6 protein-coding genes are annotated in these 5,347 nt (G+C 55.8%); all 6 read left to right on the forward strand.

What is annotated here, in order from left to right:
- The first annotated feature begins 466 nt into the window (after positions 1-466).
- The 6 genes from HQ37_RS03190 to HQ37_RS03215 all read left to right on the forward strand — a co-directional run bounded on the left by HQ37_RS03190 (position 467) and on the right by HQ37_RS03215 (position 5,071).
- Complete coding sequence (locus tag HQ37_RS03190; RefSeq protein WP_036880391.1) at positions 467-1,042, forward strand: 50S ribosomal protein L25/general stress protein Ctc; 576 nt, start codon at positions 467-469, stop codon at positions 1,040-1,042.
- Positions 1,043-1,144: 102 nt separating this feature from the next.
- Positions 1,145-1,705, forward strand: coding sequence for an aminoacyl-tRNA hydrolase (gene pth, locus HQ37_RS03195; protein ID WP_036880392.1), 561 nt, complete (start codon positions 1,145-1,147; stop codon positions 1,703-1,705).
- A gap of 7 nt (positions 1,706-1,712) precedes the next feature.
- A complete protein-coding gene (locus HQ37_RS03200; RefSeq protein ID WP_036880393.1) occupies positions 1,713-2,336 on the forward strand; it encodes an aminodeoxychorismate/anthranilate synthase component II in 624 nt (207 codons plus the stop codon).
- 3 nt (positions 2,337-2,339) lie between these two features.
- The gene (locus HQ37_RS03205) at positions 2,340-3,503 is read left to right on the forward strand and encodes a DNA polymerase III subunit delta' (protein WP_036880394.1); all 1,164 of its coding nucleotides are present in this window, start codon (positions 2,340-2,342) and stop codon (positions 3,501-3,503) included.
- 6 nt (positions 3,504-3,509) lie between these two features.
- The gene (locus HQ37_RS03210; RefSeq protein ID WP_036880401.1) at positions 3,510-4,625 is read left to right on the forward strand and encodes a DUF2027 domain-containing protein; all 1,116 of its coding nucleotides are present in this window, start codon (positions 3,510-3,512) and stop codon (positions 4,623-4,625) included.
- Complete coding sequence (locus HQ37_RS03215; RefSeq protein WP_081951740.1) at positions 4,625-5,071, forward strand: CYTH domain-containing protein; 447 nt, start codon at positions 4,625-4,627, stop codon at positions 5,069-5,071. Before HQ37_RS03210 ends, HQ37_RS03215 begins: the two co-directional genes overlap by 1 nt.
- The last annotated feature ends 276 nt before the right edge of the window (positions 5,072-5,347 follow it).

Consider the following 5,347-nt stretch of genomic DNA (forward strand, 5'->3'; position numbering starts at 1 on the left):
GTGTCAACCCAATTCAGAGCTATAGCACAAACCCTGTAAACTTATTCTAGAACCAGCTCCACTCACTGTCAACTTTTTTCAGTACACGACAGATTTAAGGTTCATCATCCAGCCTCCAGCGACATCGTCCGAGAGAATCTAAGTAGGATCGCAGGTGAAGTCCTACTTAGACCTCGAGTGAAGTCCTATCTGAGCCTCAATCGAGATTCTACTTAGATCTCTTGCGAGGCTCTATCTAGCCCCTCAGCTGAGCTCCCTCCGAGAGCTTTGGCGAGGGGCTACCGAATGCTCGGGGGAGAACGAGGCATGGACGGATGGGAAATAATGTGTACCTTTGTGGCGTTTTTGCAATTATCTCTCAGCAGAGCGGAAGCCCTCGCCCCTGGGCACTGGCTTCGGATCGTGTGATGGGAAATTAGGAAAGACTAATTTTGAGTAACACTAACAAAACAAACGAACAAAGAGAATGAAGACTTTCAAACTCGAAGGAGCCCTACGCCAGGATCTTGGTAAGAAGGCATCTAAGGCTCTCCGCGGTCAGGAGGGCATCCCTGCAGTCCTCTACGGAGGTAGTGAAGTGAAGCACTTCACTGTAACTCAGGAGGCCGTACGCAATCTGATCTATTCTCCAGAGATCTTCGTCATAGATCTGACCATCGACGGACAGGCAACCAAGGCTGTTCTGAAGGATCTACAGCTGCACCCCGTAACGGACGCTCTCCTGCATCTCGACTTCCTCGAAGTATTTGACGGTAAGCCCATCGTGATGGAAGTACCCGTCGTGTTGACTGGCCACGCCGAGGGTGTTAAGGCTGGGGGTAAGCTCAGCCTCGAAATGCGCAAGCTCAAAGTGAAGGCTCCCTACACCGAGATCCCCGAGAAGCTGTTCATCGACGTAACGAACCTCGGACTGGGTAAGACCATCCAGGTAGGTGCACTCCAGTTCGAAGGACTTGAGATCACCAATGCTAAGAATGCAGTAGTATGCGCCGTTAAGCTCACTCGTGCAGCTCGTGGTGCTATGGCCAAGGGCGGCAAATAGTCCGCATCGAGACCCTACAACCTATTCTACAAGGGAATGCCGAGCACCTCAGGCGTGCAGAGCATTCCCTTGCTCCTTTCTAAGACATCACAACTACTTGAGATGAAATACCTCATCGTCGGACTGGGCAATATAGGATACGAGTACGAAAAGACACGGCACAACATCGGCTTCCGCATCATAGACACCCTCGCCCAGGAGCTCGGCATTAGCTTCGAAGCCAAGCGTTACGGAGCTGTCGCCCGAGGGAGGATCAAGAATGCCGAGCTCGTCCTACTCAAACCCTCGACCTACATGAACCTCAGCGGAGATGCCCTGCGCTACTGGATGAGCACCGAAAGTATCCCACTAGAGAGAGTACTCGTACTCGTAGACGATATTGCCATACCCTTTGGCTCGCTACGCCTCAAGCCCAAGGGCAGCGATGCAGGGCACAACGGGCTCAAGCACATCGCTCAGACGCTCGGCAGCACGGCTTATGCACGCCTACGCTTCGGCTTGGGAAGCGACTATGCACGAGGGCGACAGATCGAGTTCGTCCTGGGTGCTTTCGAACCCGAAGAGGAAGCCCAGCTACCCGAACTCCTAGAGCGCAGCTGCCAGATCGTCCGTTCGTTTTGCCTCTCAGGACTTCAGCGCACGATGAACCAATTCAATAGCTAAGATCGCTATGCTCCGTGTGCTGGTCGTGGACAACCGAGACTCCTTCGTCTACAACCTCGTACAGCTGCTGCACGAGGACGGACGATGCTGCTACGAAGTGCATCGGGAGGGAGAGCTCCCCCTGGAGCGTCTGGACGAATTCAACGCCCTACTCCTCTCGCCCGGGCCAGGCCTACCCAGCGAAGCCCCCGAGATGATGCAGCTCATCAGCCAATGCGCACCCACGCACAGCATCCTGGGGATATGCCTCGGTCATCAGGCTATCGCACAGGCCTACGGCGCAGAGCTCAAACAGCTGGGCCGTCCTCTACATGGGCATAGCTCTAGACTCGAGATCTGCTCGGACGATCCACTGCTGAGCCATCTACCCCCAGAGACGACGATCGGACGCTACCACAGCTGGGCTGTAGACGAGGGTACGATGCCCCAGGAGCTTATCCCGCTGGCCTGGGCCAGCGACCCCGATGGGGTGAGGCACATCATGGCCCTGCGGCACAGGCAATACCTGGTCTATGGACTGCAGTTCCACCCCGAGAGCATGATCACAAGCCATGGAGCTATGTATCTGTCTCGATGGCTCGACCTCACCCTCGAGTACAGGCCTTCCTCAGCCTCCATACCCTTTCCTTAGCCTATGTACTTTAGAGATATTATCGGCCAACAGAGCATCAAGGACGAGCTACTACGCTCGACCCGTGCGGGCATCATCCCTCATGCCCGCCTCTTCGTGGGTGAGAGCGGAGCTGGAGCCCTAGCTCTAGCCTATGCCTATGCACGCTATATCAATTGTCTCTACCCAGGGGAGACGGATGCGTGCGGAGCTTGTCGCTCGTGTCAGCAATACGATCAGTGGGCATTGCCCGACCTACACTTCCTCTTCCCTATTGTCAATGTGGGCTCACGCAACCTCTGCGATGACGAGCTGGAGCATTGGCGTAGCTTCCTCGCCCAGGGTGCTCATACGACCTACCAGGACTGGCTAGAGATCCTCGGGGGGGAGAGCAAGCGTCTAGGCATCTTCGCTCGTGAGGGAGATGCCCTGGCGGAGAAGCTAAGCTACAAGGTCGGCGAAGCGAGATTTAGAGTGCTCATCGTATGGATGCCCGAGCGCATGCATGAGTCCCTAAGCAATAAGCTCCTCAAACTAACCGAAGAGCCGCCCGAGCAGACTGTCATCCTCATGGTCTCGCACCACGAAGCCGAAGTACTCCCCACATTGCTGAGTCGCCTACAGAGGCTTCATCTAAGACCGTTAAGCGAGGCCGAGATCGTCGCCTCACTCTCGAAGCAGGAGACCAAGCGACAGGACGAAGCCCCCGAGGAGATCCTGCGCACGGCTGCACACCTCTCGGCGGGGAACTATCGCAAGGCCCTGGACTATTACCTCGACAGGGATAGGGAGTTGGAGCAAGAGCGCAAGCAACTAGGGCAGATCCTACGCTGCACCATTCGAGGCACGCCGATAGATATGCGCCAGAGGGCTGATGAACTATCGAGCCTCGGTCGAGAGGAGCAGACAAGCCTCATCAGCTATACGGCTCGTATGATGCGAGAGTTTTACCTCTATGCCCTCGGTATCGGGGAGATCAATTACATGCGCCCGAGCGAGCGAATCATTGCCGAGACGCTCAAGGGTTGCATCACGGGACGGAATATACGCCAGGTACAGGAAGAGCTTGACCTGGCACAGCGACACCTCTTACAGAGCGTCAATGCTCGGATGGTATTCTTTGACTTACTCCTTCGCCTGACCTCGATACTCAGCCCTGCGTATCGAGAGAGAGGGCTCAAAAAATAGCAGACAATGGCAGACAACAAACTAAAAGTAGGCTCCCTCGTACGCTTCCTCAGCAGTGTCGGTGGAGGGCGAGTAGCCCGCATCAGTGGCGACACGGCTTGGGTAGCCGACGAAGATGGCTTCGAGATACCGACCTTGATCCGTGAATGTGTCGTGGTCGAGGAGCGAGATAGCTTCGTACCTGCCTACCAACCACCCGTTAGGGCGCAGGTACGAGAGATCATAGAGGCAGGCAAGGCTAATGCTCAGCCTCGACTTCAGACAGAGCCGAGGGGCGAGACACAGGCAGAGCCCAGCCTCCCGTACACCTACCTCCCAGGCAATGAGCGGCTGAATGCCAGCCTAGCCTTCGTCCCTATGGACGACCGACAGCTTGGCAACACGTCCTACGAGCTCTACCTCATCAACGACAGCAATTACTGTCTCTACTACACCTACGGCTCGATCGACGAGGCCGGGCGAGTACACCTGCGCCAGCGAGGCGAGGTCGATCCCAATACGAAACTCTTCGTCGAGGAGGTTGCCCCAAGCGAGCTCAATCAGCTCGAGCGCATCTCGGTGCAGCTCTTGGCCTTCGATAAGAGGGGCTATCGCCCCGTCGAGCCCATGGCCCTAGAGCATCGCATCGATGGGCGTAAGTTCTTCAAGCTACACAGCTTCGTGGAGAATGACTTCTTCGACGAGGGGGCATTGCTCTATCCCCTGGCTATCGATAGCCAGCCCTATAGTGCCCAGCGGATCAAGGGGGAGGCGATCGCCGAGGCCATGCAGAGCCCAACGAGGCCCAAGGTCCAGGCAGCCCGACGCAGTAGCGACAAGGAGTCCAAAGTCAAGCCCAATGAGCCACTCGTCATCGACCTGCACATCGAGCAACTACTCGACAGCACGACGGGGATGAGCAATGCAGAGATCCTACGCTATCAGGTAGAGAAGTTTCACGAGGTCATGCAGGCACATCTGAAGCGGCGAGGCTTTCGGATCATCTTCATCCATGGCAAGGGCGAGGGCGTCCTTCGCTCGGCCCTAGAGCGGGAGCTCAAGCACAAGTACAAGGGTTGCCGCTACCAAGATGCCTCCTTCAGAGAATACAGTTACGGAGCTACACAAATCACGATCGGATAATGGAAATCGAGCACAAATACCTCGTACGCAACGAGGACTTCAAGCAGCAGGCTACCGAGATTCTGCAAATCGAACAGGGCTATCTCTCCATTCGTCCTACGGTACGCATCCGCAGGCAGGACGACATTGCCTACATCACGATCAAAGGAGCAACCGACCCCTCGGGGCTCATGAGGGACGAATGGGAATACCCTATCCCTGCGGATCAAGCAGCCCAAATGATGCATCTGTGCCAGGGGCGTACCATCGTCAAAGAACGCTACATCGTTCCTCATGAGGGCCATGTATGGGAGGTGGATGTCTTCCATGGACGACACGAGGGTCTGATCCTTGCTGAGCTAGAGGTCTCCACACCCGAGGAAGTCTTCGCCTTGCCCGCCTGGGCCTCCGAGGAGGTTACGGGCGACCTGCGCTATCACAACAGCAACCTAGCCATGCTCCCCTAGAGCTATAGCTCGATGGCCCTACACCCGAGCCCTCCCAGGGGTGAGAACCTAGGGTCGGGGGGATGAGAAGTACAAGCGAAGCAGTGCCCCCACTAGAGCCTCATGTGAGGCCCTAGTGGGGGCGTCATTTTGATCCGATCGTCTCCTGTATCGAGAACCTACCGACACCTCTATGGCGATCCTACTTAGTCGTCCCTTAAATAGTCGTTTATCGTTTGTTATTCAGTGATATAAACGGTTAAATCCTTTGCCAAATCTGCAAGTTTTCGTATCTTC

Origin of the sequence: Porphyromonas sp. COT-239 OH1446 (genome assembly GCF_000768875.1) — a bacterium.
Classification (GTDB): domain Bacteria; phylum Bacteroidota; class Bacteroidia; order Bacteroidales; family Porphyromonadaceae; genus Porphyromonas.